Genomic DNA, 1,216 nt, shown 5'->3' with positions numbered 1-1,216 from the left:
GACCTGCCCCCAGGATTAGATACAACGCTCAGTTAGTAATGTCGGATCCTTCACTATCAGAATTACCCTTTCTCCAACCCGCCGCAAATTCAGACGGCGTCTGATAATTCAGCGTGGAGTACGGGCGGCACTCGTTATAATCCTGACGCCATTCACTGATAGTTTTCCTGGCATGACTGACGTCGCTGAACCAGTGTTCATTCAGGCATTCATCGCGAAAGCGTCCGTTAAAACTCTCAATAAATCCGTTCTGTGTCGGCTTGCCGGGCTGGATAAGCCGCAGCTCCACGCCATGCTCGTAAGCCCACTGGTCAAGTGCTCTGCAGGTGAACTCCGGCCCCTGGTCAGTTCTTATCGTCGCCGGATAGCCTCGAAACAGTGCAATGCTGTCCAGAATACGCGTGACCTGAGCGCCTGAAATCCCGAATGCGATGGTAATTGTCAGACACTCCTTCGTGAAGTCGTCCACACAGGTCAGGCACTTGATCCTGCGACCGGTGGCCAGCGCGTCCATGACGAAATCCATCGACCAGGTCAGGTTGGGCGCCGCCGGGCGGAGCAGCGGCAGACGTTCTATTGCTAGCCCTTTACGACGTCGTCTGTGTTTTACACCTAGTCCGCTCAGATGATAAAGGCGGTACACGCGCTTGTGATTAACATGAAGGCCTTCACGGCGTAGTAACTGCCAGATGCGGCGGTAGCCAAAACGCCTGCGCTCCAGTGCCAGCTCAGTGATGCGCCCTGATAAATGCGCATCAGCAACTGAACGATGAGCGTCATAGCGGCAGGTCGACAGGGACAAACCTGTGAGTCTGCAGGCTCGACGTTGCGACAGACCGGTCGCATCACACATCAACACCACAGCTTCCCGCTTCTGGTCTGTCGTCAGTACTTTCGCCCAAGAGCCACCTGTAGCGCCTCCTTATCCAGCATGGCTTCGGCAAGCAGCTTCTTGAGTCTGGCGTTCTCTTCCTCAAGCGACTTCAGGCGCTTAACCTCAGGCACCTCCATACCGCCATACTTCTTACGCCAGGTGTAAAATGTGGCGTCGGAAATGGCATGCTTGCGGCAGAGTTCACGGGCAGAAACCCCGGCTTCAGCCTCGCGGAGAATACTGATGATCTGTTGGTCGGAAAAACGCTTCTTCATGGGGATGTCCTCATGTGGCTTATGAAGACATTATTAACATCGGGGTGTACTAATCAACGGGGAGCAA

Annotated in this window: 1 protein-coding gene; it reads right to left on the bottom strand. The window is 54.5% G+C overall.

Annotation, left to right across the window (positions count from 1 at the left end; translation table 11 throughout):
- Window positions 1-28: 28 nt before the first annotated feature.
- Window positions 29-1,149 (bottom strand): IS3 family transposase gene (locus SPL01S_RS24985; RefSeq protein WP_111738532.1). Its coding sequence is split into 2 segments (ribosomal slippage): window positions 29-891 and window positions 891-1,149, totalling 1,122 coding nucleotides; the frame shifts between segments, so codons are not numbered across the junction.
- Window positions 1,150-1,216: the final 67 nt, after the last annotated feature.

This window comes from Serratia plymuthica NBRC 102599, from assembly GCF_001590925.1.
Taxonomy (GTDB): domain Bacteria; phylum Pseudomonadota; class Gammaproteobacteria; order Enterobacterales; family Enterobacteriaceae; genus Serratia; species Serratia plymuthica.
Note: the sequence above shows the minus strand (reverse complement) of the source record. Positions and strands in the feature narration are given on the sequence as shown.